At 64.0% G+C, this 25,515-nt stretch carries 26 protein-coding genes; 14 read left to right on the top strand and 12 right to left on the bottom strand.

Annotated features, from left to right (window positions below):
* Nucleotides 1-21 precede the first annotated feature (21 nt).
* The 5 genes from rsmG to hemJ form a co-directional block, all read right to left on the bottom strand.
* Nucleotides 22-663 (bottom strand): 16S rRNA (guanine(527)-N(7))-methyltransferase RsmG, encoded by a 642-nt coding sequence (gene rsmG / locus FNV92_RS01005; protein ID WP_186355521.1) that lies wholly within the window; start codon nucleotides 661-663, stop codon nucleotides 22-24.
* A 141-nt stretch (nucleotides 664-804) separates the two neighbouring features.
* Nucleotides 805-2,685 (bottom strand): tRNA uridine-5-carboxymethylaminomethyl(34) synthesis enzyme MnmG, encoded by a 1,881-nt coding sequence (gene mnmG, locus FNV92_RS01000; protein WP_143842586.1) that lies wholly within the window; start codon nucleotides 2,683-2,685, stop codon nucleotides 805-807.
* 360 nt (nucleotides 2,686-3,045) lie between these two features.
* Entirely contained in the window at nucleotides 3,046-4,404 is a 1,359-nt protein-coding gene (mnmE, locus tag FNV92_RS00995; protein ID WP_143842587.1) for a tRNA uridine-5-carboxymethylaminomethyl(34) synthesis GTPase MnmE, read from the bottom strand.
* A 311-nt stretch (nucleotides 4,405-4,715) separates the two neighbouring features.
* Nucleotides 4,716-5,981 carry a transcription termination factor Rho gene (gene rho / locus FNV92_RS00990; protein WP_014438841.1) on the bottom strand — a complete coding sequence of 422 codons (1,266 nt, stop codon included), beginning with the start codon at nucleotides 5,979-5,981 and terminating at the stop codon, nucleotides 4,716-4,718.
* Between the two features lie 260 nt (nucleotides 5,982-6,241).
* A complete protein-coding gene (hemJ, locus tag FNV92_RS00985) occupies nucleotides 6,242-6,676 on the bottom strand; it encodes a protoporphyrinogen oxidase HemJ (RefSeq protein WP_014438840.1) in 435 nt (144 codons plus the stop codon).
* Nucleotides 6,677-7,134: 458 nt separating this feature from the next.
* On the opposite strand from hemJ, the gene FNV92_RS00980 reads away from it, so the two are divergent.
* Genes FNV92_RS00980 through dnaQ form a run of 4 tightly spaced genes read left to right on the top strand, consistent with a single transcriptional unit; the run spans nucleotide 7,135 to nucleotide 9,962 of the window.
* On the top strand, nucleotides 7,135-7,974 hold the full coding sequence (locus tag FNV92_RS00980) for a pyruvate, water dikinase regulatory protein (protein ID WP_014438838.1): 840 nt from the start codon (nucleotides 7,135-7,137) through the stop codon (nucleotides 7,972-7,974).
* 9 nt (nucleotides 7,975-7,983) lie between these two features.
* The gene (locus tag FNV92_RS00975; protein ID WP_143842588.1) at nucleotides 7,984-8,592 is read left to right on the top strand and encodes a Maf family protein; all 609 of its coding nucleotides are present in this window, start codon (nucleotides 7,984-7,986) and stop codon (nucleotides 8,590-8,592) included.
* A gap of 22 nt (nucleotides 8,593-8,614) precedes the next feature.
* Entirely contained in the window at nucleotides 8,615-9,214 is a 600-nt protein-coding gene (gene coaE / locus FNV92_RS00970; protein ID WP_143842589.1) for a dephospho-CoA kinase, read from the top strand.
* 31 nt (nucleotides 9,215-9,245) lie between these two features.
* The gene (gene dnaQ, locus FNV92_RS00965; protein ID WP_014438835.1) at nucleotides 9,246-9,962 is read left to right on the top strand and encodes a DNA polymerase III subunit epsilon; all 717 of its coding nucleotides are present in this window, start codon (nucleotides 9,246-9,248) and stop codon (nucleotides 9,960-9,962) included.
* A 10-nt stretch (nucleotides 9,963-9,972) separates the two neighbouring features.
* Here dnaQ and secB read toward each other — a convergent pair whose 3' ends face one another.
* Nucleotides 9,973-10,458, bottom strand: a complete 486-nt coding sequence (gene secB, locus FNV92_RS00960) for a protein-export chaperone SecB (RefSeq protein WP_143842590.1) — start codon at nucleotides 10,456-10,458, stop codon at nucleotides 9,973-9,975.
* 417 nt (nucleotides 10,459-10,875) lie between these two features.
* On the opposite strand from secB, the gene FNV92_RS00955 reads away from it, so the two are divergent.
* From FNV92_RS00955 to FNV92_RS00945, 3 genes are read left to right on the top strand one after another with little or no spacing between them, the layout of a single operon-like run.
* The gene (locus FNV92_RS00955; RefSeq protein ID WP_143842591.1) at nucleotides 10,876-11,583 is read left to right on the top strand and encodes a Tim44/TimA family putative adaptor protein; all 708 of its coding nucleotides are present in this window, start codon (nucleotides 10,876-10,878) and stop codon (nucleotides 11,581-11,583) included.
* Nucleotides 11,561-13,114 (top strand): murein transglycosylase A, encoded by a 1,554-nt coding sequence (gene mltA, locus FNV92_RS00950; RefSeq protein WP_168213400.1) that lies wholly within the window; start codon nucleotides 11,561-11,563, stop codon nucleotides 13,112-13,114. Before FNV92_RS00955 ends, mltA begins: the two co-directional genes overlap by 23 nt.
* Nucleotides 13,111-13,701 (top strand): Smr/MutS family protein, encoded by a 591-nt coding sequence (locus FNV92_RS00945; protein WP_143842592.1) that lies wholly within the window; start codon nucleotides 13,111-13,113, stop codon nucleotides 13,699-13,701. The genes mltA and FNV92_RS00945 overlap by 4 nt, the downstream gene beginning before the upstream one ends.
* On the opposite strand, the gene FNV92_RS00940 is transcribed toward FNV92_RS00945, so the two are convergent.
* Genes FNV92_RS00940 through hslV form a run of 4 tightly spaced genes read right to left on the bottom strand, consistent with a single transcriptional unit; the run spans nucleotide 13,698 to nucleotide 17,393 of the window.
* Entirely contained in the window at nucleotides 13,698-14,822 is a 1,125-nt protein-coding gene (locus FNV92_RS00940) for a hypothetical protein (protein ID WP_143842593.1), read from the bottom strand. The two genes, FNV92_RS00945 and FNV92_RS00940, sit on opposite strands and share 4 nt — an antisense overlap.
* Nucleotides 14,823-14,850: 28 nt before the next feature.
* A complete protein-coding gene (hslU, locus tag FNV92_RS00935; RefSeq protein WP_014438827.1) occupies nucleotides 14,851-16,155 on the bottom strand; it encodes an ATP-dependent protease ATPase subunit HslU in 1,305 nt (434 codons plus the stop codon).
* Nucleotides 16,156-16,208: 53 nt separating this feature from the next.
* Nucleotides 16,209-16,829: a DUF2585 domain-containing protein gene (locus tag FNV92_RS00930; protein WP_041747955.1), complete on the bottom strand. Its 621-nt coding sequence runs from the start codon at nucleotides 16,827-16,829 to the stop codon at nucleotides 16,209-16,211.
* Between the two features lie 3 nt (nucleotides 16,830-16,832).
* Nucleotides 16,833-17,393 carry an ATP-dependent protease subunit HslV gene (gene hslV / locus FNV92_RS00925; protein ID WP_014438825.1) on the bottom strand — a complete coding sequence of 187 codons (561 nt, stop codon included), beginning with the start codon at nucleotides 17,391-17,393 and terminating at the stop codon, nucleotides 16,833-16,835.
* Between the two features lie 200 nt (nucleotides 17,394-17,593).
* Here hslV and hisB point away from each other — a divergent pair, with 200 nt between their 5' ends.
* The 7 genes from hisB to coaA all read left to right on the top strand — a co-directional run bounded on the left by hisB (nucleotide 17,594) and on the right by coaA (nucleotide 22,503).
* A complete protein-coding gene (hisB, locus tag FNV92_RS00920; RefSeq protein ID WP_014438824.1) occupies nucleotides 17,594-18,187 on the top strand; it encodes an imidazoleglycerol-phosphate dehydratase HisB in 594 nt (197 codons plus the stop codon).
* 65 nt (nucleotides 18,188-18,252) lie between these two features.
* Nucleotides 18,253-18,783 (top strand): DUF2628 domain-containing protein, encoded by a 531-nt coding sequence (locus tag FNV92_RS00915; protein WP_143842594.1) that lies wholly within the window; start codon nucleotides 18,253-18,255, stop codon nucleotides 18,781-18,783.
* Nucleotides 18,780-19,430, top strand: coding sequence for an imidazole glycerol phosphate synthase subunit HisH (hisH, locus tag FNV92_RS00910; RefSeq protein ID WP_014438822.1), 651 nt, complete (start codon nucleotides 18,780-18,782; stop codon nucleotides 19,428-19,430). The genes FNV92_RS00915 and hisH overlap by 4 nt, the downstream gene beginning before the upstream one ends.
* Nucleotides 19,431-19,596: 166 nt before the next feature.
* Nucleotides 19,597-20,334 (top strand): 1-(5-phosphoribosyl)-5-[(5-phosphoribosylamino)methylideneamino]imidazole-4-carboxamide isomerase, encoded by a 738-nt coding sequence (gene hisA, locus FNV92_RS00905; RefSeq protein ID WP_143842595.1) that lies wholly within the window; start codon nucleotides 19,597-19,599, stop codon nucleotides 20,332-20,334.
* Between the two features lie 10 nt (nucleotides 20,335-20,344).
* Nucleotides 20,345-21,121, top strand: a complete 777-nt coding sequence (gene hisF, locus FNV92_RS00900) for an imidazole glycerol phosphate synthase subunit HisF (protein ID WP_143842596.1) — start codon at nucleotides 20,345-20,347, stop codon at nucleotides 21,119-21,121.
* A gap of 78 nt (nucleotides 21,122-21,199) precedes the next feature.
* Entirely contained in the window at nucleotides 21,200-21,520 is a 321-nt protein-coding gene (locus FNV92_RS00895) for a phosphoribosyl-ATP diphosphatase (RefSeq protein WP_143842597.1), read from the top strand.
* A gap of 26 nt (nucleotides 21,521-21,546) precedes the next feature.
* Nucleotides 21,547-22,503: a type I pantothenate kinase gene (gene coaA / locus FNV92_RS00890; RefSeq protein ID WP_014438818.1), complete on the top strand. Its 957-nt coding sequence runs from the start codon at nucleotides 21,547-21,549 to the stop codon at nucleotides 22,501-22,503.
* A 104-nt stretch (nucleotides 22,504-22,607) separates the two neighbouring features.
* On the opposite strand, the gene FNV92_RS00885 is transcribed toward coaA, so the two are convergent.
* A complete protein-coding gene (locus tag FNV92_RS00885; protein ID WP_168213777.1) occupies nucleotides 22,608-24,833 on the bottom strand; it encodes a response regulator in 2,226 nt (741 codons plus the stop codon).
* A gap of 204 nt (nucleotides 24,834-25,037) precedes the next feature.
* On the bottom strand, nucleotides 25,038-25,511 hold the full coding sequence (locus FNV92_RS00880) for a hypothetical protein (protein WP_014438816.1): 474 nt from the start codon (nucleotides 25,509-25,511) through the stop codon (nucleotides 25,038-25,040).
* Nucleotides 25,512-25,515 lie beyond the last annotated feature (4 nt).

The following is a 25,515-nucleotide window of genomic DNA, read 5'->3' as shown; positions in this document are numbered from 1 at the left end:
CCCACTCGACCCCTGAACGCCTCACCCGCGCCGCTCGACGGACGTCAGCTCGACGATCCAACCATCGCCGGTACGGCTTCGATGGAGGTGCGGCTGAATATTCCAATATTTAGCGGCTTCGGTCAATTCAGCCTCTACATCTTGACCCTTCGGAAACAGCGCCTTTGCGCCCTGGCGCATCAGCGGCTCCGCAAAGCCGATGAGTTGATGTAGCGGAGCAAGCGCACGCGCGGTGACGCAATCGACGGAGCCGGTGATTCTATCCACATTATCCCCGATCTCAGCCAGATGTACGACTCCCGGAGAGGCGGTGACGCGAATAGCTTCACGCAGGAATGCAGCTTTCTTGGTGATTCGCTCGACCAGATGGACGCGCGCGTCCGGCGTCCCCGCCATGGCACACGCCAGCACGACGCCGGGAAAGCCGCCGCCGCTGCCGAGATCGGCCCAGCGCTTTGCCGAGGGCGCGAGATCGATCAGTTGAAGCGAGTCGGCAATGTGCCGGGTCCAGAGGTGCGGCAAGGTCGATGGCGCGACGAGGTTGGTCTTGGCCTGCCACTCCCTGAGCAGCGCGATGTAGCGATCGAGCCGGGCCTCGGTTTCATGTGAAACGGGCGCGAGCTTGAGCGCCGCCGCCTTGTCGGCGGCGATGATGGCATCCAGCGATTGATCGTTGGCGCTCGCCTTGTCGAACTTCGGCCTAGCCGGAGTCGATTCGGATTGACGCGCGGCGCCCTCGCCCGCGCCGGGTCGTCGCGATAGCGGCCTGTCCCCGCCCGATCCGCGCTGTTTCACGTGAAACGCCTATGCAATTGCCTTGGAAGTCTTTCGTGCTTTGCGCCGGAGATACGCCGCGAGGATACCAAGCGCCGCCGGCGTCATGCCGTCGATTCGGCCGGCCTGGCCGACCGTGAACGGACGCGCCTTCTCCAGCTTGGCGCGGACCTCATTGGAGAGACCCGGGACCTGCTGATAGTCGACCTCGGACAGCACCATGCCCTCGTCCCGCCTGAAGGCTTCGACATCGGCGCTCTGGCGCTCGAGATAGACATCGTACTTGGCGTCAATCTCGAGATGGGTGGCAATGACGGGATCAATGGCCGACAGCTCCGGCCAGATCGCGCGGACCTGGCTCCAGCCGATGTCCGGATACGCCATCAGCTCGAAGGCCGAGCGGCGCTGGCCGTCCCGGTTCAATGACAGTCCGTGCTTGATCGCCTCGTTCGGGGTGATGGTCAGGGACTTCGACAATACCCGGGCCGCATTCAGGGCATCCATCTTGGCGCGGTGATGCTGCATTCGGACGCTTCCAACGCATCCGAGCGCGATCCCCTTCTCGGTGAGGCGCTGGTCGGCATTGTCCGCCCGCAGGGTCAGCCGGTATTCGGCGCGCGAGGTGAACATGCGATAGGGCTCGCTGATACCGCGGGTGACGAGGTCGTCGATCATCACGCCGAGATAGCCGTCCGCACGATCGAACACCGTCAGTGCGGCCCCGCTTGCGGCCAGCGCCGCATTCAGCCCGGCGACGATACCCTGACCGGCGGCTTCCTCATATCCAGTGGTCCCGTTGATCTGCCCGGCGAGGAACAGACCGCGCAGCCGCTTGGTCTGCAGGGTCGGGTCGAGCTCGCGGGGATCGACGTGGTCGTATTCGATGGCGTAGCCCGGGCGGAACATCTTCACCCGCTCCAGGCCGGGAATGGTGGCGAGGATCGCGAGCTGGACCTCCTCGGGAAGCGAGGTCGAGATGCCGTTGGGATAGACGGTGCTGTCGTCGAGGCCTTCCGGCTCGAGGAAGATCTGGTGGCCGTCGCGGTCGCCAAAGCGGACGATCTTGTCCTCGATCGAAGGGCAATAGCGCGGTCCGGAGCTCTTGATCTGGCCGGAGTACATCGGGGAGCGGTGGACGTTGGCCCGGATCACCTCGTGGGTCGCAGGCAGAGTCCGGGTGATGCCGCACTGGATCTGCGGCGTCGTGATCCGCTCAGTCAGCACCGAGAACGGCTCCGGCGGCTCGTCTCCGGGCTGCATCTCGACCGCCGACCAGTCGATCGTGGTCCCGTCCAGACGCGGTGGGGTGCCGGTCTTGAGCCGTCCGAGGGTGAAGCCGGCACGTTCGAACGAGCTCGACAGGCCCATCGCCGGCGCCTCGCCGACCCGTCCAGCCGGCCAGTTCTTCTCGCCGAGATGGATCAAACCACGCAGGAAGGTGCCGGTGGTGACGACGACAGCGCCTGCGCGCAGCTCCCGGCCATCCGCCAGGCGCAGTCCGGTCACCCGGCCGTCGACCACGATCAGCTCGTCAGCCTCGCCCTCGAGAACGGAAAGACGCTCAGTCCCCCGGATCGCGGCCTGCATGGCGGCGGCATAGAGCTTCCGGTCAGCCTGGGCCCGGGGACCACGGACAGCGGGGCCCTTCCGGCGATTGAGAACGCGAAACTGGATGCCACCGGCGTCTCCGACCCGGCCCATCAGGCCGTCGAGTGCATCGACTTCGCGAACCAGATGGCCCTTGCCGAGACCGCCAATGGCGGGATTACAGGACATCGCGCCAACCGTGGAGAAACGGTGCGTCACCAGAGCTGTTGTCGCGCCCATCCGGGCAGCGGCAGAAGCGGCCTCACAGCCGGCATGGCCGCCGCCGATCACGATGACGTCGTAGCTCTCTCGCTCTGTACGCATGCGGGGACTTCTAGCTCAGGGAGGAAAAAGCCGGAAGTGGAAACTGGGCGATGCGCGTGTTTCATGTGAAACAGAGGGGCCCGAGGGCGAAATGCAGCTTGGCGAAAACAACCCCATGCACAGTAGAGAGCGCCTTGTTCCGCTTGCTGTTTCACGTGAAACAGACAAGGACGTCCCGGAACTCATCGCAATGGCGAGTTTGAGGCGGGCGCTGCTCGGAACCGGGGAAAGCTATCGCGGCAAGCCAATCGTCGGGAGCCGGTGGGTGTTTCACGTGAAACACCACGGAACCATCCAAAGCGTTTCACGTGAAACACCAAACTGGAGCCCAAGCGCTAGTTCTAGAATAAAGAACTAGCGCTACTTTCCGATACAGAACTTTTCGAAAATGGCGCCAAGGACGTCTTCGACATCCACCCGGCCCAAAAGCCGCCCCAAGGCATAGGCGGCCGCGCGCAGCTCTTCGGCGGCAAGTTCTTCGCCCTCTTCTACAAGGTCCAGACTCCGGCGCAAGCTATCCGACGCTCGCCGCAGCAGATCCCGTTGACGGGCCCGGGTCACCAACGCACCCTCACCCGTTCCAAAGAACACGGCGGCGAACTTGACCAACGCGTCGACCAGATCGGGAATGCCATCGCCCCGGCTGGCCGAGATTCCGAACTCGCCTTGTGGCAAGGCTTCCCCGGCACCCTTCAGATCGATCTTGTTGCGCACGATCCAGACCGAGCTACCTGACGGATCACTCGTGTCGCCGGACACCCACAGCGATCGCATCGCGCTGGGATCCACAGCCCGGTCCCCCTCGACCAGCCACAGCACGAGGTCGGCGTCTTCGGCTCGCGCCCGCGCGCGGCGCACGCCTTCCTGCTCGACGGGATCGTCGGTCTCGCGAATGCCGGCCGTGTCGATCACCGTCACCGGATAGCCGTCAAGATCGAGCTGCACCTCGATCACGTCGCGCGTGGTGCCGGCATGCGGCGAGACGATCGCGACCTCGCGGCGCGCGAGCTGATTCATCAGCGTCGACTTGCCGACGTTCGGCTCGCCGGCGATCGCAACCACCAGGCCGTCGCGCAGGCGTTCAGAATGTCCCTGTGCCGCAAGAACATTTGCGATTTCATCATGCAGAGCTCTGATCGCCTTGACCGCCGGCGCCATCAATTCGGAGGGCACGTCGCCCTCATCCGAGAAATCGATGCCGGCCTCGATCAAGGCCGAGGCTTCGATGATGCGCTCGCGCCAGTCGCGCGCGCGATCGCCAAGGAGACCCTGCAATTGCCGCAGCGCCTGGCGCCGCTGCCGGTCGGTATCGGCGTGGATGAGATCGTCGAGACCCTCGGCCTCGGTCAGATCGAGCTTGCCGTTTTCGAAGGCGCGCCGCGTGAACTCGCCGGGCTCGGCCGCCCGCGTATTCGGTATTACCGAAATAGCGGCGAGGAGCGCCGAGAGCACCGCACGGCCGCCATGGACGTGGAATTCGGCGACGTCCTCGCCGGTCGCGCTGGCCGGCCCCGGAAACCAGAGCACCACCGAATCGTCGATCGGCTGGCCGACGCCATCCCGGAGCAGCCGGTGGCTGGCCTGTCGCGGCGCCGGCAGCTTGCCCGCGAACGTTGCCAGCACCAGACCAGCCTGCGGCCCGGAGACGCGCACCACCGCAATCGCGCTTGGTGCCCGCCCGGACGACAGTGCAAAGATGGTCTGGTCTCGCGGATGCATGGCCTATTTGTCCGGCTGCCGGAGAAAAGGCAAACGCGCTGTTATCGCGCGAGGCGATCCCGGTTTTGCTGCGCTCTAACCCGCAGTAATGTTTATATTGCGATGCAACATAAATCGCAGCATTCTTCTGCCGATACCTCCCGCTTGCGCGCGATAAGCCAGGCCCGAGTCAAGCATTCCGTAGATAAATCAACAGCTTTCATAACCCAGATCTATGTCGGGCCGTTCGTCATGCTGCAAATTTGCTGCAGCAATACCGCACAAACAAAAGGGCGCCCGAAGGCGCCCTCTGGTCTCATATTGCACTGCAATCAGGTATTCATGGAGTCGAAGAACTCCGAATTGCTCTTGGTCGAGCGCAGTTTGTCGAGCAGGAAGTCGATCGCGTCCATCGTGCCCATCGGGTTGAGGATGCGGCGGAGCACGTACATCTTCTTGAGCACCTGCGGGTCGGTGATGAGCTCTTCCTTGCGCGTGCCGGAACGCGAGATATCGATCGCCGGGAAGGTCCGCTTATCCGAGACCTTGCGGTCCAGGATCAGTTCCGAGTTACCGGTGCCCTTGAACTCTTCGAAGATGACTTCGTCCATGCGGCTGCCGGTATCGACCAGCGCGGTCGCGATGATGGTCAGCGAGCCGCCCTCTTCGATGTTGCGGGCGGCACCGAAGAAGCGCTTCGGGCGCTGCAGTGCGTTGGCGTCGACACCGCCGGTCAGCACCTTGCCGGATGACGGCACCACGGTGTTGTAGGCGCGGCCGAGGCGCGTGATCGAATCGAGCAGGATGACGACGTCGCGGCCATGCTCGACCAGTCGCTTGGCCTTCTCGATCACCATCTCGGCGACCTGGACGTGACGCACCGCCGGCTCGTCGAAAGTCGAGGACACGACCTCGCCCTTCACCGAGCGCTGCATGTCCGTGACTTCTTCCGGACGTTCGTCGATCAGCAGCACGATCAGATAGCATTCGGGATGGTTATGCGTGATCGAATGCGCGATGTTCTGCATCAGCACGGTTTTACCCGTGCGCGGCGGCGCCACGATCAGTGCGCGCTGGCCCTTGCCGATCGGCGCGACGATGTCGATCACCCTAGCAGAAAGGTCTTTTCGCGTCGGATCGTCGATTTCCATCCGGAAACGCTGATTTGGAAACAGCGGCGTGAGGTTGTCGAAATTGACCTTGTGCCTGGCCTTTTCCGGGTCCTCGAAATTGAGCGTGTTGACCTTCAGCAGCGCGAAATAGCGCTCGCCCTCTTTCGGGCTGCGGATGTGGCCTTCGATGGTGTCGCCGGTCCTCAGGCCGAAACGGCGGATCTGCGACGGCGAAACGTAGATGTCGTCCGGGCCCGGCAGATAATTCGCATCGGGCGAGCGGAGGAAGCCGAAACCGTCCGAGAGCACCTCGACGACGCCTTCGCCGACGATATCGGTTTCCGCGAGCGCAAGCTGCTTGAGGATGGCGAACAGCAATTCCTGCTTGCGCATGGTGCTGGCGTTCTCGACCCCATGCTCTTCCGCGAACGAGACGAGTTCGGCCGGCGTCTTCGACTTGAGGTCCTGGAGTTTAATTTCCCGCATTGGGGTGGTCCTGTGGGGTAACCTTGGGAGGGGGGTGCGAGGAGGCTCTGAAATGCGGACGCGAAAAGGTAAGGTCCGCAGGTCTGGCAAGGAGAGCGCCGGTGAGGCTTCAAACCTGATGCGGTGTCCGGCCTCTGGAAAGCTCAGACACAACCACATCCGCCTGCGTTGGGTGGGATGCCGTCAATATAGAAAATCACTTGTCGCTACGCAAGCCGAAGCGCTGAGCGATCGTTCGCGATTATTGCCCAGAATCTTGCCTAGAACGGCTTCACGATCACCATGACGACGATGAGAATCATCAGGACGGTCGGCACCTCATTGATAATCCGATAGAATTTCTGGCTCCGCGGGCGCCGGTCGGCGGCGAAATCCTTCACCCAGCGCGAAAAAAAGCCGTGGACCGCGGACATCGCCAGGACCAATGCCAGTTTTACGTGCAGCCAGCCGAACGTGAACCAGTGGCCGGACCAGGCGAGATAGAGCCCGGCGAGCCAGGTCACGATCATGGCGGGGTTGATGATCGCCTTGAGCAGCCGACGTTCCATGACCTTGAACGTTTCCGACTGCTTCGAGCCGATCTCGGCTTCGGAGTGATAAACGAACAGCCGCGGCAGATAGAGCATGCCGGCCATCCAAGCGATGACCGCGATCACATGCAGCGCCTTGAGCCAGAGGTAGACGTCTTCGAACATGTTTGGCGCTCGGGATTTCTGCCAGCAAATGGAACTGGGGATAGTAAGAACTCGTTAAGGTATCACCTGCACACATAGTCCATCTGGAGCGCCCCTTCTCCTATAAAGAATCTTAGATTCTTAAGGTTTGAGTCTATGTGACCGTGAATTGGACTCACAAGATTCCGTCCGCACGTTCCCGGTCGTTTGTTCACATCCATCAACATATCCCTGGCAGCTTTGGCGACTTCCGGGAAGTTGCCCAGCTTCAAAGGCTTGCGCGTGTCTGTCGGCAGCTTATCAAGGGGGTTGTCCGCGGAATCCCATGTCTGCATTTCCGGGGCATCGAACTTGTTCAGAGGGGCAGTGGTGTGAACAAAATTGGCAGTTGTCCCGCCCCCGGTGTCGCGCAACCCTTTCCGAGGGGTTAAGGTCCACAGAAATCCACAGACCACACCGTCTCCATACAAAGGGTTTTTGTGCCGACCTCGAACAATTATTTCCATCTGCACCTCGTGTCCGACTCCACCGGCGAGACGCTGATCACCGTCGCGCGCGCCGTCGCTGCACAATATGCAAACGTCACCCCGGTCGAGCATGTCTATCCGCTGGTGCGCAGCCAGAAGCAGCTCGATCGCGTGCTCGACGAGATCGAGGAAGCGCCGGGCATCGTCCTGTTCACGCTGCTGGAGAAGGATCTGGTCGCCAGGCTGGAGGACAAGTGCAAGGGGATCAACGTTCCGAGCCTGTCGATCATCGGTCCGGTGATGCAGCTGTTCGAGGCGTATCTCGGGGCTGCGACCACCGGTCGCGTCGGCGCCCAGCACGTTCTCAACGCGGAATATTTCAAGCGTATCGACGCGCTGAACTACACGATGATTCATGACGACGGTCAGCACGTCGAAGGTCTCGACGATGCTGACGTCGTGCTGGTCGGCGTGTCCCGAACGTCGAAGACGCCGACGTCGATCTATCTGGCCAATCGCGGCATCCGCACCGCCAACGTGCCGTTGGTACCGGGCATTCCGGTGCCGGCGCAATTGGAGACGCTGACGCGGCCGCTGGTGGTCAGCCTGCATGCGACGCCGGAACGCCTGATCCAGGTTCGTACGAACCGTCTTCTCTCGATGGGCGCCGACTCCAGCGGCGACACCTATACCGACAAGCAATCGGTCGCCGAGGAGGTCGCGTTCGCCCGCAAGCTCAGCGCCAAGCACGATTGGCCGCTGCTCGACGTCACGCGGCGTTCGATCGAGGAAACCGCAGCGGCGATCATGAAGCTCTACAGTGATCGCCAGCGCAATCGACCCTCTGAGTAAGTGTCGGCGATGGGTCTGTGGCTCGGCAAGTCTCCGTTGATCTTGGCCTCGCAAAGCGGCGCGCGGAAAATGCTGCTTTCCAATGCGGGGCTCGCGTTCGAGGCTGTTACGGCCGACATTGACGAGCGCGGCATTCAGGCTGCCTCAGGGCTTTCCAACCCGCGCGAGATTGCTCTGCTGCTGGCGCGCGAGAAAGCGAAAGCGGTCTCGGTGCATCGTCCCGGGAGCCATGTGATCGGCGCCGACCAGACGCTCGCTCTCGGGATGCGTCTCTTCAACAAGCCCGCGGGCCGGCCGCAGGCGCTGGCGCAGTTGCACGATCTCGCCGGCAAGAGCCACGAGCTGAATTCCGCCGTCGCAGTGGCGCGCGACGGCAAGATTGTTTTCGAGGACGTCGCGGTCGCCCGCATGACCATGCGGCAGATGAGCGAGGATGAGCTTTCAGCCTATCTCGACGCCGCCGGCGATGCCGTTACCACCAGCGTCGGCGCCTATCAGCTCGAAGGCCTCGGCATCCATCTGTTCGAGCGGATCGAGGGCGACCATTCCACCATTCTCGGATTGCCGCTGCTGCCGCTGCTTGCGTTCCTGCGCAGCGAACGGCTAGTTGCGGTGTGAATGGCAGACGAGGCTGGCGCTGATGCGGATCCTGGGACTGACCGGCTCGATCGGGATGGGTAAATCCACCACCGCGAAATTGTTCGCGGAAGCAGGCGTGCCCGTCTACGACGCCGACGCTGCCGTCCATCAGCTCTATGAGGGAGAGGCCGCTCCCGCGATCGAGGCTGCCTTTCCCGGGACCACCGTGAACGGCAAGGTCGACCGGCCGAAACTGTCCGCGCGTGTCGTGCATGATCCCGCCGCGATCAAGCAGCTCGAGCAGATCGTGCATCCGATGCTCGGCGCCTCCCGCCAGAAATTCTTTGCCGCTGCGGAAGCCGCCAAGGCGCCGGTCGTCGTGCTGGACATTCCGCTGCTGTTCGAAACCGGCGGCGAGAAGAGGGTTGATGCCGTCGTCGTGGTGTCGACCACGCCAGAACTCCAGCGTGAGCGGGTGCTGGCGCGCGGCACGATGGACGAGGCCAAGCTCGACGCCATCATCGCCAAGCAGACTCCGGACGCGGAAAAGCGCCGGCGCGCCGATTTCGTGGTGGATACGTCACACGGAGTTGAGCCTGTGCGCGCGCAAATCACGCACATTCTGGCCGAGGTCGTTAAAATGCCGCAGCGGCGAGCCTGATTCGCCGCCCCTCACACGGCGTCTCAAGATCATGCGCGAAATCGTTCTCGATACTGAAACCACCGGCCTCGATCCTCTGCGCGGCGATCGCCTGGTCGAAATCGGCTGTGTCGAGATGTTGAACCGGATGCCGACGGGGCAGACGTATCACGTCTATATCAATCCCGAACGGGATATGCCGGCGGAAGCCTTTGCGGTGCATGGGCTGTCGGCCGAATTCCTGTCGACCAAGCCACTGTTCCACGAGGTGGTCGATGCATTCCTGGAATTCATCGGCGACGCGCCGCTGGTGATCCACAACGCCTCGTTCGACATCAGCTTCATCAATGCCGAGCTCGACAGGATCAAGCGCGCGGCAATTCCTCGCGAGCGGCTGGTGGACACTCTGTTGCTGGCGCGGCGCAAGCATCCCGGTGTGTCGAACCGGCTCGACGATCTCTGCTCGCGCTATTTGATCGACAATTCGCGCCGCACCAAGCACGGCGCCTTGCTCGATGCCGAGTTGCTTGCCGAAGTCTATGTCGATCTGGTCGGGGCGCGGCAGTCGCAATTGCTGCTGGCGTCGGAATCCGAGGACATCCGTATCCATGCGGCCGGCGATGCACCGCGGCGGCAGCGGCTGGTGCCGCTCGCGCCGCGGATTTCGGATGCCGAGCGCGAAGCGCATCGGGCCTTTATCGCCACGCTCGGCGACAAGGCGATCTGGAACGAGTTCCTGCCCGCTCCAGTCGCCGCTCCGGCCGGTTAGGCCCGGCTGGTTAAGCCTGACCTGCCTGGCCACCGGCGGCCATTTGCCGTTCCATGTTCTGACGGTAGAGACCGACGAAGTCGACCGGGTCCAGCATCAGCGGCGGGAACCCGCCGTCGCGCACAGCGGTCGCGATGATCTCGCGGGCGAACGGGAACAGCAGGCGCGGGCATTCGATCATGACCAGCGGATGCAGGTTCTCCTTCGGCACGTTGGCGATCCGGAACACGCCGGCATAAGCGAGCTCGAACGAGAACATCACCTTGCCGGCGGTCTCGGCCTTGCCCTCGACCGACAGCGTCACTTCGAACTCCTGTTCGCTGAGATTGTTGGCGCTGACGTTGATCTGGATGTTGATCTGGGGCGGCTGGCCCTGCTGCTGGAGCGAGCTCGGCGCGTTCGGGTTTTCGAACGAAAGGTCCTTGGTGTACTGCGCCAACACGTTGAGCTGGGGAGCCTGGGCCGCCTCGGGAGGGGTGCCGTTGCCGTTGGTCATGAAAGTCTCTCCTTACCCGAATTGGGCTGAATTTCGCGGCGGTTGGCTAACATAGGGCCGCCTCGTTCCACAAGGACGAACGGTCCCGGATGGGGTTTCCGGTCCGTGCCCGCAACTGGGACGTTGATCCCGTCCGCCCAGCGAAATCGCGCGTTAAACGCTTGAAGATGCGCGATTTCCGGGCAGGATCGGGTTTCCCCTTAAGCATAAAACGCGCTACACTGGCGACTGTGCCAAATGGCGCCATTGGCCGGGCAAGATTTCGTGCCTACATCCCACGGACCTGACGCGCGGACCTAAAATGGTGATGTAGACTTGCCGTTCCGGTATGGAACGGTCTACTGGCCGGATTGATTTTCCCGGCGACGACCCCTTCGAGACGGCCCCTTCTAGAGAAGACCAGAAAGCGAATACGACGTGGACATCTATACCATCATCTTCCTGGCGCTGGCGGTCTTCATCTTTCTGAGGCTGCGCAGCGTATTGGGGCAGCGAACGGGCAGCGAACGGCCGCCGTTCGACCGCACCGCCGCCCGCAATGCGCTGGGGGGTGCCCCGGACAAGAACGTCGTGACCATGCCGGGCAAGGTGATCGACCAGGCCCCGCTGGCTCCGACGGCCGAGCCGGCCCCGCCGTCCGACCGCTGGAAGGGCCTGACCGAGCCGGGCACCACGCTCGCCCAGGGTCTCGACGCCATCGTCGAGAAGGATTCCACCTTCGATCCGCGCCATTTCATTTCGGGTGCCCGTGGCGCCTACGAGATGATCGTGCTGGCCTTTGCCAATGGCGACCGCCGCGCGCTGCGCGACCTGTTGTCGTCGGAGGTCTATGAGAGCTTCGACGCCGCCATCAAGGAGCGCGAGAAGAACGAGCAGAAGACCGAGACGCGCTTCGTCTCGATCGACAAGGCCGAGCTCGTCGGCGCCGAGCTGCGCGATCGCACCGCCCAGCTCACGATCCGCTTCGTCTCGCAGATGATCTCGGCCACCCGCGACAAGGCCGGCAACATCGTTGACGGCAGCGCCGACACGGTTGCCGACATCACCGACATCTGGACTTTCGCCCGCGACATCACCTCTCGCGATCCGAACTGGAAGCTGGTTGGCACCGGAAGCGCGAATTAAGGTATTCCTGAAGAACAGCGCGACGGCGCTTTGCGCTGCCATCGTCGTGCTGTCGACGTTTTCGCTCGGCGCCGAGGCGGCGCGGCGGCACCATCGCAGCCATCATCACCACCTTCCGGCACTGCCTGCGGCTCCGCCGCGGGCCTTGCCCTATCCGCAGCTTCCCCTGCCCTTCGAAATCCCCGGCGCGCAATATCTGCCGCTGCCCTGGGCCGACGTAAAGGGCTGGAGCGATGACGATCATCTCGTCGCCTACAAGACGTTCCGCGCGAGTTGCAGGTCGATCAATGCGCAGAACGGCGCTTCCGAGCCCAAGGCGTTGGCTGGCTCGCTGAACGAACCTTGCCGCGCCGCCAAGTCGCTCGAGCTCACCGACGACACCAAGGCCAAGGCCTTCTTCGAGGAGAATTTCACGCCGCTGCGGATCTCCCGCCTCGGCGAGCCCGACGGTTTCGTCACCGGCTATTACGAGCCGGTGCTCGAGGGATCGCGCACGCAGACCGATGTCTACAACGTCCCGGTCTATCGCCGCCCATCGAACCTGTTCGTGCGCGGCTACAAGCAGGACTCGGTGAGCCTGCCCAACAAGGGCCCGGTCTATCGCAAGATCGGCCGCCGCAAGCTGGTCCCCTATTACGATCGCGGCGAGATCGAGGACGGCAAGATCGCCGGCCGCGGGCTCGAAATCGCCTGGCTGAAGGATCCGACCGATCTTTTGTTCGCCCAGATCCAGGGCTCGGCGCGGATCAAGTTCGAGGACGGCGCGACGCTCCGGCTGAACTACGACGCCTATAACGGCTATCCCTATACGGCCGTGGGTCGCATCCTGATCGAGCGCGGCATCATCCCGAAAGAGGAGATGTCGATGCAGAAGATCAGGGAGTGGATGGCTCAAAATCCTGACGGCGCCAAGGAGCTGCGCCGCGCGAACCGCGCCTACATCTTCTTCCGCGAGGTCAATCTGTCCGACAAGGACGAGGCGGTCGGCGCGCAGGGCATTCCGCTGACCGCGGGTCGCTCCATTGCGGTCGACAAATCGCTTCATGTCTATGGCACGCCGTTCTTCATCGAGGGCGAGCTGCCGATCGAATCCGAACGCGCCAGGACGCCGTTCCACCGGCTGATGATCGCGCAGGACACCGGCTCGGCCATCATCGGACCCGCGCGCGCCGATCTCTATTTCGGCGCAGGCGCGGATGCCGGCCGGGTCTCGGGGCGGCTGCGCCATCCGATGCACTTCGTCATGCTGGTGCCGAAGGGCATCGACCCCACGGTGCGCGCCGCCAAGCTACCGGTGCCGGACCCGCGGCCCTCGGAGAAGATCGCAAAGCTGTTTCCACAAACCGCTCCCGCCAAGGATTCCAGCAAGGATCAGGGCAAGCCGGCGGCTCCAGCCGCGGCCGTGGCGCAAGACAAGAGTGAGACCGTCGCCGTCGCGAGCCCGGTCCCGCTGCCGGTGCCGCGTCCTGCGATCGACCCTGTTCCGGAGCCCAAGCGGCCGGTGAAAAATCGTCCCCCCCGGCAGCAATGAAGCGATCGTCCCGTCCGCCCGTGCTGGAGCCTCGTCCCTCGCCGCGCCGCCGCGCGCTGAGCGAGGAAGAGCGCGAGCTCTGGGACACGGTCGCAAGACAGGTCAAGCCGCTGAGAAAGCATCGCGCGGCAAAGGCGCCGACGGCGGTGCGCGCTGAGCCCTCACCTGTTCCAGCGGTGATGCGACCAGCGCCGCCGCCGCGTCCCATCGTCGCTGCGCCCGCGCTGCGCGCGGCGAAACCGGCCATGCCGCCGCTCGCACCGCTCGGCAAGCGCGAGCGCACAAAACTGTCGCGCGGCCGCAGCGAGATTGAGGCACGCCTTGATCTGCACGGCATGACCCAGACGCGGGCCCATCGCGCGTTGACCGGCTTCCTGCACCGCGCCCATCACGACGGCCTGACCTTCGTGCTGGTCATCACCGGCAAGGGGAGGAGCGGCGGCGAAAGCGGCGTGCTCCGCCGCCAGGTGCCCGAATGGCTGAGCCTGCCGGAATTCCGCGCCTTCGTCGTCGGGTTCGAGGAGGCCGCGATCGGCCATGGCGGCGAGGGCGCGCTGTATGTGCGGATCCGCCGGGCGAGATTCTAGAACGGCCGCACGATCCCGACGCGCGGGATCAGGGTGAGGATCAGGCCGAAGATGTTCGTCGTCCGATCCTCTGACGGAATTGGCGTCGTCTCCCGCGCGGCAGGCAGCATCTTCACGCCATGCAGGATCAGGAACATGCAGACCGCCCAGTTCGAGATCCAGCGCGAATAGTCGAACACCATCGCGAACATCACGAGATAGGCGAAGCTGACGCCAATCAATGCCGCGAGCACGAGACGGCGATGTGCCTCGCTCGCAAGCGCACCGATCAGGTTTGCGAAGAAACGCCACAGCGGCGTGTGGAGCCAGATCAAGAGCGCGAACACGGGCACGCCGAGGCTGTTGTGCGGCAGGCGGCCCCAGGTGTCGGAAATCTCCTTCGCCAGCGGCTGATACCAGATGTATGCGAATTGCAGCAGGTCGGTGCGCGAGGGATCGGCCATCCGGGTTTTCAGGTACGCAACGAAATCCGCTTCCGGGATCGGCATCGTTCCCCAGAATTGCGCGGCGAAGAACAGCGCGGAGACGACGGCGAGGGCGGTGATGCCGAACGCGACGTTGCTGCGATTGCAGCCATAGGCGAGATAATGCCGGATCACGACGATGGTGATGATGGTCGGCACATACATCAGCAGGTGAATATGGTGGATCAGGACGAGGACGATCGAGAACAGAGCGGCCGTCGCAACGAACAGCAATGAGCCCGCCGGCATCAGCAGCAGGATGATCGCCAGCGCGCAGCCATAGATGTCGAAATGGCCGAGCGTGTGCATGAAGTTCTTCAGGAAGAACGGCGAGCCCGCGATGAACACGAACAGCGGCAGTGTTCTCGCGGTGAAGCCGAACGTCTTCTGGAACAGCCGTGCGTAGAGGGCTGCTGTCACCAGCCATGCCGCCCCGCCGATCGCGAACACCAGCCAGACCGGCACCTTGGCGGTGAACAGCGCAACGATGGCGCCGATCAGCGCGCGCTTGATGAAGCCGAAATGATAGTCGACGAGCAGGTGGATGTAGGGGACGTAAGGCGGCAGCTGGATCTTGTGGACGAACACGCCGACGATGACCGCCGCGTTGATCGCGAGCAGCAGGCGCCAGGGATTTTGCAGGATGCGTGCGGTCACGCCGCATCCATAGCGTGGCCGCGTGGAATTACAAAATGAACCGGCTCAGATCGGCGTTCTTGGCGAGGTCGCCGACGTGCTTCTGCACGAAATCGGCGTCGACCCGGACGGTCTCGCCGCTGCGGTCGGGGGCGGTGAAGGAGATTTCGTCCAGCACCCGCTCCATCACGGTCTGAAGCCGCCGTGCGCCGATGTTCTCGACCGTGGAATTGACGGCGACCGCGACGTCGGCCAGCGCGTCGATGGCGCTGTCGGTGATGTCGAGCGTCACACCCTCGGTCTGCATCAGCGCGATATATTGCTTTATCAGCGAAGCCTCGGGCTCGGTCAGGATGCGGCGCATGTCGTCGCGGGTCAGCGCCTGCAATTCGACGCGGATCGGCAGGCGGCCCTGCAGTTCCGGCAGCAGGTCGGACGGCTTGGCGACATGGAAAGCGCCGGACGCAATGAACAGGATGTGGTCGGTCTTCACCGCGCCGTGCTTGGTCGAGACCGTCGTGCCCTCGATCAGCGGCAGCAGGTCACGCTGCACGCCCTCGCGCGAGACGTCGCCGCCGACGCGGCCGTCACGGGCGCAGATCTTGTCGATCTCGTCCAGGAACACGATGCCGTTGTTCTCGACCGCGCTGATCGCCTCCAGCGTCAGCTGATCGGTGTCCAGCAGCTTGTCGGATTCCTCGTTGACGAGGATCTCGTGCGAATTCTCCACGGTCAGGCGCCGTGTTTTGCTGCGGCCGCCGAGCTTTCCAAAAATGTCGCCGATCGAGACCGCGCCCATCTGCGCGCCCGGCAGGCCCGGGATCTCGAACATCGGCATGCCGCCGCCGGACGACTGCGTCTCGATCTCGATTTCCTTGTCGTTCAATTCGCCGGCGCGCAGCTTCTTGCGGAAGGAGTCCCGCGTCGCGGCGCTGGCATTGGCGCCGACCAGTGCGTCGAGCACGCGTTCCTCGGCGGCAAGCTGGGCGCGGGCGTTCACGTCCTTGCGCTTGCGCTCGCGCACCTGGGCGATTGCGACCTCGACGAGATCGCGGATGATCTGCTCGACGTCGCGGCCCACATAGCCGACCTCGGTGAATTTCGTCGCCTCGACTTTCAGGAACGGCGCATTCGCGAGCTTGGCGAGCCGCCGCGCGATCTCGGTCTTGCCGACGCCGGTCGGACCGATCATCAGGATGTTCTTCGGCAGCACCTCTTCGCGCAAAGTGCCGGTGAGTTGCTGCCGCCGCCAGCGGTTGCGCAGCGCGATCGAGACGGCGCGCTTGGCATCGGCCTGGCCGACGATGAAACGGTCGAGTTCGGAAACGATTTCGCGGGGAGAGAAGTCTGTCATGGGATCTTAGCTAGGGTCAGATGCGGGCCGGGACAAGCCGCTTTTTTCAGCCGTCAGATGATCGGCGGACCCGATTGCCATTGTTTCACGGCGTCGATCGGATGGATCAGCATCAGGATGTTGAGCGTCAGATTGTCGCGAATGTGAAGCGCCAGCATGATCTCGAAGGCGACCCCGAGCAGGACGGTCGCCGATACGGGCAGCACGCGCGCGGCGAGGAACCCCAGCACCATGGACAAATTGTCAGAGACCGAATTGACAATGCTGTCGCCGAAATAGTCCAGCGAGATCGTACCGGCGCGGTAGCGCTCGATGATGAACGGCGAGTTCTCGACGATCTCCCAGGCGCCTTCGATCAGCATGGCGATAATCAGGCGCGCGGGCCAGGAAAGACGCAGCAACGGCAGGCGCGCGAACAGCAGCCAGGTCAATCCGTAGAACAGGAAACCGTGCAGGACGTGCGAGAATGTGTACCAGTCTGCAATGTGCTGCGAATTTTCCGAGCTGTTGACCACGCCGTGCCAAAGCTTGACGTAGCCGCAGGTGCAGATCGGCACCCGTCCCATCGCGAACAGGATCGATGCCTGCAGCGCCAGCAGCAACAATGCGATCCCGACCCAGGCGAGCGGCGGAAGCGCGGGATGGGTCGGACTGGTGCCGCGGGCCAATGCCATCTGCTAGCCGGCCGGCAGGGTTTCGACGGTGACGTTGCGGTTGGTGTAGACGCAGATGTCGGCGGCGATGTCGAGCGAGCGGCGGACGATGGTCTCGGCGTCCTTGTCGGTGTCGAGCAGGGCGCGGGCAGCGGCCAGCGCGTAATTGCCGCCGGAGCCGATCGCCATGACGCCGGACTCGGGCTCGAGCACGTCGCCGGTGCCCGTCAGCACCAGGGAGACGTCCTTGTCAGCCACGATCATCATGGCCTCCAGCCGCCGCAGGTAGCGGTCGGTGCGCCAGTCCTTGGCGAGTTCGACCGCGGCCCGGGTCAATTGCCCCGGATATTGCTCGAGCTTGCTCTCCAGCCGCTCGAAGAGCGTGAAAGCGTCGGCGGTCGCGCCGGCAAAGCCGCCGATGACGTCGCCCTTGCCCAGCTTGCGGACCTTCCTGGCGTTGGACTTGATCACGGTCTGGCCGATCGAGACCTGGCCGTCGCCGCCGACCACCACCTTGTCGCCCTTGCGGACCGTCAAAATCGTGGTGCCGTGCCAGCCCGGCGAGCTGTTCTGGGAGTCGTGCATAAGTAACCCTCGTTGTCAGGCCTGATTTAGGCGGTCGGGGCCAAGGGGACAACAGGGGCGCACAACGGGCCGTTCCGGGCCTAGATTTCGCTCACCATAGGCGGAAGTGCTGCCCTGTTGGGGCGTTCCCGCAGTAGCGAAGGTGTCATTTGGCTGTTAATAGACTGGCGTTTTCGGCCAAACCATAGCGAAAGCAATCAATGCGCACCGCGACGATCAAGCGCAAGACCAAGGAAACCGACATCGAGGTCTCCGTGAACCTCGATGGCACCGGCGTGGCCAATATCGCCACCGGCATCGGCTTTTTCGACCATATGCTCGATCTCCTCGCCCGCCATTCCCGCATCGACCTCACGGTCAAGGCGGTCGGCGACCTGCACATTGACCATCACCATACCACCGAAGACACCGGCATCGCGCTTGGCCAGGCCGTCAAGCAGGCGCTCGGCAACATGGCGGGCATCACCCGCTATGCCGGGATCCATATGCCCATGGACGAGACGCTGTCGCGTGTGGTCATCGACATCTCGGGCCGCCCGTTCCTGGTGTTCAAGGCCGACTTCCCCCGCGACAAGATCGGTGAGTTCGACACCGAGCTGGTGCGCGAGTGGTTCCAGGCCTTCGCCATGAATGCCGGCGTGACTCTCCACGTCGAGACCCTATATGGCGATAACAGCCACCATATCGCCGAGTCCTGCTTCAAGGGACTGGCGCGGGCGCTGCGTGCGGCGGTCGCGATCGATCCCAAGGCTGTGGGCGAAATCCCGTCCACCAAGGGCTCGCTCGGCGGCTGACATCTCCGTCGGTTGTCGAAACGCTGCCGGCGGCATCACTGAATTCCTAGGAACGGGGCATCACCATGCCTGTCTACACAGTTCATGCTCCCTCCCCTGCCGGAGCCGATCTGCGCGCGACCGACAAGTTCGTCTTCGTGCGCGACGGCTTCTACTTCTGGGCGATGGTTTTCGGCCCGTTCTGGCTGCTCTGGAACAGGTTGTGGCTGGCGCTGATCGGCTGGGTGATCTTCCTGGCTGCATTCGATGCCGGGCTGCATAGCCTCGGCGTTGGCCGGAGCTCGATCTTCCTGGCCAACATCATCGTCGCAATGTTGATGGGGTTCGAGGCCTCGAGCCTGCGCCGTTGGACCCTGTCGCGCGGCAAATGGCGGCAGCTCGATGTCGTCGTCGGCGATGACGAGGATACCGCCGAGCGCCGCTTCTTCGAGCGCTGGAGCCAGAAGCAGCACGGCATCGTCAACGATCAATGGGCGGTCGATCGTGGTGGTCCGCCGCCGACACGCCACACGCCGGGTCAGCAATTCTCGAACCCGCCGCCGATACCGGCCGGCGGCATCATTGGTTTGTTTCCAGAACCGGGAGGGTCACGATGAGCGTCGCCATCATCGATTACGGTTCCGGCAATTTGCATTCCGCCGCGAAGGCTTTCGAGCGCGCCGCGCGCAGCATGGAGAATCCGCAAAAGGTCTTCGTCACCAGCGATCCGGACCAGGCCTATAGCGCCGACCGTCTGGTGCTGCCGGGCGTCGGCGCCTTCGCCGATTGCCGGCGCGGGCTGGATGCCGTCAACGGCATGGTCGAGGCGATCAACGAAGCGGTGCGCGTCAAGGCGCGGCCTTTTTTCGGCATTTGCGTCGGCATGCAGCTGATGGCGAGTCGCGGCAAGGAGCATGTCACGACGGACGGTCTGAACTGGATCGGCGGCGACGTCGAAAAAATCACGCCGCGCGATGAAAGCCTGAAGATCCCGCACATGGGCTGGAATACGCTCGACGTCCTGCGCGAGCATCCGGTGCTGAACAAGCTGTCGCTCGGCCCCAAGGGCCAGCACGCCTATTTCGTGCACTCCTACCACCTTAATGCCGCCAACGAGGCGGACGTGCTCGCGCGCGCCGACTATGGTGGCCCGGTGACTGCGATCGTCGCCAAGGACACCGCCATCGGCACCCAGTTCCACCCCGAGAAGAGCCAGCGTTTCGGCCTGGCCCTGATCTCGAACTTTTTGCGATGGAAACCGTGATGGCGTCCGCTCTTGTTACCTCCCCCCTCGTGGGGGAGGTCGAACGCGTAGCGTTCGGGAGGGGGGTAGCCGCAACGGCGGTGCCCGTGGCTTACCCCTCTCCCCAACCCTCCCCCACAAGGGGGGAGGGAGCGCACTGTGTGCGCGGAAAACTCCTGGCTCAATCATGATTCTATTTCCCGCGATCGATCTCAAGAACGGCCAGTGCGTGCGTCTCGAACAAGGCGACATGGCGCGCGCCACCGTGTTCAACCTCAATCCCGCCGCGCAGGCGCAGAGCTTCGTCGAGCAGGGCTTTGAATATCTCCACGTCGTCGACCTCGACGGCGCCTTTGCCGGCAAGCCGGTGAATGCGCAGGCCGTCGAGGCGATGCTGAAGACCATCAATATCCCGGTGCAGCTCGGCGGCGGCATTCGCGATCTCGCGACCGTCGAAGCCTGGCTCGACAAGGGCATCACCCGCGTCATCATCGGCACCGCGGCGGTGCGCGATCCCGAGCTGGTCAAGGCCGCGGCCAGGAAATTTCCCGGCCGCGTCGCGGTCGGGCTGGATGCCCGCGACGGCAAGGTCGCGGTTGAAGGCTGGGCCGAGACCTCGCAGGTGACGGTGCTGGAAATCGCGCAGCGTTTCGAGGATGCCGGCGTTGCCGCCATCATCTTCACCGACATCGCACGCGACGGCCTGCTCAAGGGCCTGAACCTGGATGCGACCATCGCGTTGGCCGACGCCATCTCCATTCCCGTGATCGCCTCGGGCGGCCTCGCCTCGATCGAGGACGTCAAGGCAATGCTGACGCCGCGCGCGAAAAAACTCGCCGGCGCGATCGCCGGCCGGGCGCTTTACGACGGCCGGCTCGATCCCGCCGCCGCCCTCACCTTGATCCGCAACGCGCGCGCCGCCTAGGAGCTGACACATGTTCAAGGTGCGCGTGATCCCCTGCCTCGATGTCAAGGACGGACGGGTCGTCAAGGGCGTCAATTTCGTCGATCTGCGTGACGCCGGCGATCCCGTCGAAGCCGCGATCGCCTATGACGCGGCCGGTGCCGACGAGCTGACCTTCCTCGACATCACCGCCACCCACGAGAACCGCGGCATCATGCTGGACGTGGTCCGGCGCACGGCGGAGGCTTGCTTCATGCCCGTGACCGTCGGTGGCGGCGTGCGTGAGGTCAACGACATCAAGACGCTGCTGCGCGCCGGCGCCGACAAGGTCTCGATCAACAGCGCGGCGGTGTCGCGGCGCGAGTTCGTCAAGGAAGCTGCCGAAAAATTCGGCGAGCAGTGCGTGGTGGTCGCGATCGACGCCAAGCGGGTCAAGCGCGCGGGCGGCGGCGAGCGTTGGGAGATCTTTACCCATGGCGGCCGCAATTCGACCGGCATTGACGCCATCGAATATGCCCAGGAAGTGGTCTCGCTCGGGGCTGGCGAGCTTTTGCTGACTTCGATGGACCGCGACGGCACCAGGCAGGGTTTCGACATTCCGCTGACCCGGGCGATCGCCGACAGCGTTACCGTTCCCGTCATCGCCTCGGGCGGCGTCGGCAATCTCGATCATCTCGTTGACGGTATCCGCGACGGGCACGCCACGGCCGTCCTGGCCGCCTCGATCTTCCATTTCGGGGAATTCACCATTCGTGAAGCCAAGGAGCACATGTCGCGGCGGGGGCTGCCCATGCGCCTCGATGCCTGACGACTCCGCTTCATAAAAATGCTACACAGGCCAGCGGGGATAGCCTCCGCCGTTCCCGTGTGTTTCCGAGTAATTCCGATGCCGCGTTTCACGATCCACGATCTGGCCGCAACCATCGACGCCCGCGCGGCGGCCGGAGGCGAGGCCTCCTATACCCGCAAGCTCCTGGACAAGGGCGCCGAGCATTGCGCCAAGAAGTTCGGTGAGGAAGCAGTCGAAACCGTCATCGCAGCAGTCGAAAACGATCGCGCGCATCTGATCGCCGAGGGCGCCGACCTGCTTTATCACTTCCTTGTGTTGCTCAAGGCCCGCGGCGTGAAGCTGGAAGAAGTGGAAGCGGCGCTGGACAAGCGTACGAATATGTCAGGGTTGGAAGAGAAAGCTTCGCGTAAGGGCTAGTCGGTCCACAACGGAAAGGTCGCGTCATGGATATCCGCGCACCCGAGCAGCAGTATAATCCGTACCGCGTCTATACGCGCGAAGAGTGGGCGCGTTTGCGCGACGACACGCCGATGACGCTGGAGCCGGGCGAGTTCGACCGTCTCCGTTCGTTGCACGATCGTCTCGACCTGCAGGAGGTCGAGGACATTTATCTTCCGCTGTCGCGGCTGCTCTCGATCTACGTCGACGCGATGCAGCGGCTGTATTACGCCGAGCGCCAGTTCCTCAACATCCGCGACCGCAAGATGCCCTACATCATCGGCGTCGCCGGCTCGGTCGCGGTCGGAAAATCGACCACGGCCCGCGTGCTGCAGGCTCTCTTGGCACGCTGGTCGCCGCGGCCGAAGGTCGAGCTGATCACCACCGACGGATTTCTCTATCCCAATGCGGTGCTCGACCGGCAGGGCATCATGCAGAAGAAGGGTTTTCCCGAGAGCTACGACCTGCCGCTGCTGCTCAGCTTCCTGTCGGACATCAAGGCCGGACGCCGCCACGTCCGTGCACCGGTCTACTCGCATCTGACCTACGACATCGTGCCGAACCAGTGGGCCGAGATCGACCAGCCCGACATCCTGATCGTCGAGGGCGTCAACGTGCTGCAGACCGGCAAGCTGCCGCGCGACGGCAAGGCGGTGCCCGTGGTCTCCGACTTCTTCGATTTCTCGGTCTATATCGACGCCGACGAAGCGGCGCTGCGGCGCTGGTACATCAAGCGCTTCCTCGCGCTGCGCGACACCGCATTCACCAATCCAAAGTCCTATTTCAACCGCTACGCGCTGTTGTCGGACGAGGAAGCGACCGCGACCGCGATCGCGATCTGGGAACGCACCAACCTCGCCAATCTCGAGGACAACATTCTGCCGACCCGCCCGCGTGCGACCCTCATCATAAAGAAGGGCGCCGACCACGTGGTGGAGAGCGTGGCGTTGAGAAGGCTGTGAGCCGCAGACTCGTCATTGCGAGCGAAGCGAAGCAATCCAGAATCTTTCCGCGGAGGGGTTCTGGATTGCTTCGCTGTGCTCGCAATGACGGGGAGAGACCTGGGCTACACCGCCAGATGCCGTGACGCCGCGAGCCCCGCCAGCGCCTCGTCCAGCTTGTCGCGATCGAGCGGCTTGATCAGAAATCCATTCATGCCGGCCTCGAAACAGGCGTAGCGATCCTCCACCAGGGTATTGGCGGTGAGCGCCAGGATCGGCGTGTGGTGACCGCCGGCGGCGGCCTCGTGGGCGCGGATGCGCTTGGTCGTCTCGATGCCGTCGAGACGCGGCATCTGGATGTCCATCAGCACGAGATCATAGGGCGCGCCGGCGGATGACGCGGCGAGCCAGGACTCCAGCGCGGCCTCGCCATCGATCGCGATGACGACGCGATGGCCAAGTTTTGTCAGGAGCGACCGCATCAGCAGGGCGTTGATCTCGTTGTCCTCGGCAACGAGGATCGAAAGACCCTTGGCTGGTGCGATGCTGGTCGATGGGGCCGGCGGCTCCGGCGCGAGATCCGGCGAGGCGACTTCCGGCGTCAGCGCGAGCCGTGCGGCCAGCGAAGCGGCGCGCAGCGGCTTCATCAGGAAGCCGGTGAAGGCGGCCGAGAGCTTCTCATGGCGCGAGCTCGACGTCAGCAGCACCAGCCGCTGCGGTGCGTGCGTGCGTGCGGCTTCGCCCAGCTGGTCGGCGACGTCGGGACCGAGCGCGCGGTCGATCAGTACCGCGTGCCACGAGCGTTCCGGCAGCAGCGCCTCTGCGACCGCTGCATCCGACACCAGGCAGGTCTGGCCGCCCCAGCGCTCCAGCCGCCGCGCGATCAGCGACGCTTCGATGCCGTCGGCGATCAGCAGGACGGACTTTCCGGTGAGGTCGGGGCTTGGGAACGCGGTCTGTCCCGTACCGGCTTGCGATGGCGCGAGCGGGATCGCGACCTCGAAGGTCGAGCCCTTGCCCGGCTCGCTCGCGAGCGTGATGCGGCCGCCCATGCGCTTGACGATGCGTTCGCTGATGGCGAGGCCGAGCCCGGTGCCGCCATAGGTGCGGGCGACGCGCTCGTCGGCCTGCTCGAATTCACGGAAGATGCGCTGCTGCGCGTCGGCTGCGATGCCGATGCCGGTATCGCGGACCAGAAAACTGATCTCGTTCGGCCAGATGCCGGGCTCGACGATCAGCGCGACGCCGCCGCTCGCGGTGAACTTGATGGCGTTGCCGGCAAGGTTGAGCAGCACTTGGCGCAGTCGCGCGGCGTCGCCGACCACTTCCAACGGCAGGCGCTCGTCCACATAGGCGGCGATCTCGAGCTGCTTGGCCTGTGCGCGGGGCGCGAGCAGCTCGGTGATCTCCTCGATCAGGGTGGAGAGCGCGAAGGGGCGCAGCTCGAGATCGAGCTTGCCGGCCTCGATCTTGGAATAGTCCAGCAGCTCCTCGATCAGCGCCATCAAGGCTTCGCCCGATGTCTTCACCGCCCTGGCATAGGTCGCCTGCTCCGGCGTCAGATTGGTGTCGAGCAAGAGGCCGCCCATGCCGATGATGCCATTGAGCGGCGTGCGGATCTCGTGCGAGGCCATGGCGAGGAAACGCGATTTTGCGCGGTTGGCGGCGTCAGCCTGGTCGCGTGCGTCGGACAGCGCGCGTTCGGTCTCGGTGCGATCGGTGACGTCGCGTCCCACGCTCTGCAATTCGGCGGGCTGGCCGGCATCGAGCCGAACATAGCCCTCGCGCCAGGCGATCCAGCGCGCGCCGAGCGGCGTGGTGATCTTCTGGTCGTGAATGCGCGTGCCATTGCTCTCGCGCGCGCTGTCACCCTGCTCCAGCACGTCGAAATTGAAACGCGTGCCGACCAGCGCACGGCGCGCCTGCCCTGCGAGCGCGCAATAGGCGTCGTTGGCGAAGGTGATGCGGCCCTGATGATCGCGCAGCACGATCAAATCGCCCTGCTGTTCGAACAGGCTGCGGGCGCGCTCTTCCGCTTCCTTCAGCTCCCAATTGCGGTCGATCAGCGCCTCGTTGTGGGCGGCCAGCGTGCGCATCCGCTTGTTGACGAAGCGCAACCGCATGCTCAGCGTGGCGAGGCCGAGGCAGGCGAGCGCGAACAGGAAGCTCGCGCCGATCGCGAACGCATTGGGATCGTAGCCTGACGCCTCGGACCGGCTTCCGGTGACGAATCCATAGGCGCCGCCGAACGTCGCCGAGAAGATCATGAAGGAGCGGATCGCGAAGGCAATTCTGGGATGCTGCCGCCTGAAGCGGCGCATGCGCACCTTGATCCGGAACGTTCGACCCATCGTCACCGACCCCGACTCTTGTCCGAAACCCCACCGCCGCCGGTTGCGACGATGTCTCGCCGACCTTGCAAACAGCTTGAGGCTTTGTTTCCGGCTCCGAACAAGGTTAGCGAGGTGTTAATCCTCGGCGCATGATCCGGACCCGGAGGGCCGCGCCAGCGCAAAGTGTGAAGCGGGTTTCCGAAAGATCATGCTCGAAAATAATCAGAGCGAGGCGGCCTGCAGCGGCAACGGGCGTTGGCCGCCATGGGCGCCGACGATCAGCGCCGCCGCCTCGCGCTGCGAGAACGTCTTCGAGCGCACATAGATGCGGTAATCGGCCGGACCGTCGGTGGAGAGGTAGATGACCGGGCCGCCGTCGACCGGCTGCGCGGCGATGGTGATGAGGCGGTTCGCCGGATGAGCCTCGCAGGAGTCCGTCTCGGATCCGAGACCGTCGTCAACGACCGCGAAATCGGCGTCATCGGCATCGTCCGTGATCCGGACCCGCACCGTGGCGCGCGCCAGATCGTCGGTGAAGGCGACATGGACGCCGGCGGTCCAGAACAGCGAGGTCAGTTCGACCGAGGTATCGCCGACGGCGATGCAGGGATGCGAGACCGATACGATCTCGCTGCGGGCGAACACCGCGGCCGCCAGCAGGGGAACGACCGAGGCCAGGATCTTGATACGCAACATGACG

This window comes from Bradyrhizobium cosmicum, assembly GCF_007290395.2.
GTDB lineage: Bacteria > Pseudomonadota > Alphaproteobacteria > Rhizobiales > Xanthobacteraceae > Bradyrhizobium > Bradyrhizobium cosmicum.
The sequence above is the reverse complement of the archived record's forward strand: the minus strand, read 5'-3'. Positions and strand labels throughout refer to the sequence as shown.